1 pseudogene is annotated in these 909 nt (G+C 68.9%); it reads left to right on the top strand.

Going from position 1 to position 909, the window contains the following annotated elements:
• A pseudogene (locus tag IF78_RS44680) lies at nt 1–909 on the top strand (alpha-amylase family protein); the annotation flags it as partial.

Genomic DNA, 909 nt, shown 5'->3' with positions numbered 1-909 from the left:
GTGGACGCGGTGTTGGGGCGGTATCCGCTGCGGGACCTGGTCACCGCCTCCGATCCGCTGCCGCTGCTGGTGGAACGCGAGCGGGCCCTGTTCGGCTCCTGGTACGAGTTCTTCCCCCGCTCCGAGGGCACCCCCGAACACCCCCACGGCACCTTCACCACCGCCGCCCGCCGCCTGCCGGCCATCGCCGCGATGGGCTTCGACGTCGTCTACCTCCCGCCCATCCACCCCATCGGCACCACCTTCCGCAAAGGACCCAACAACACCCTGTCCGCCGGCCCCGACGACGTCGGCGTCCCCTGGGCCATCGGCTCCCCCGAGGGCGGCCACGACGCCATCCACCCCGACCTCGGCACCCTCGACGACTTCGACCACTTCGTCACACGCGCCCGCGAACTGGGCCTGGAGATCGCCCTCGACTTCGCCCTGCAGTGCTCCCCCGACCACCCCTGGGTCCACAAGCACCCCGAGTGGTTCCACCACCGCCCCGACGGCACCATCGCCTACGCCGAGAACCCACCCAAATCTTCCTGGCCGAGGCCTTCACCCGACCGGCGATGATGCACACCCTGGCCCAGATCGGCTTCCAGCAGTCCTACACCTACTTCACCTGGCGCAACACCAAACAGGAACTCACCGAGTACCTCACCGAACTCTCCGGCGAGGCAGCCGCCTACATGCGGCCCAACTTCTTCGCCAACACCCCCGACATCCTGCACGCCTACCTCCAAGACGGCGGCCGCCCCGCCTTCGAGGTCCGCGCCGTCCTCGCCGCCACCCTCTCCCCCACCTGGGGCATCTACAGCGGCTACGAACTGTGCGAGAACACCCCCCTGCGCCCCGGCAGCGAGGAATACCTCCACTCCGAGAAATACCAACTCCGACCCCGCGACTGGGAGACAGCCGAAC

The organism is Streptomyces bicolor (assembly GCF_000719285.1).
GTDB lineage: Bacteria > Actinomycetota > Actinomycetes > Streptomycetales > Streptomycetaceae > Streptomyces > Streptomyces bicolor.
The sequence above is the reverse complement of the archived record's forward strand: the minus strand, read 5'-3'. Positions and strand labels throughout refer to the sequence as shown.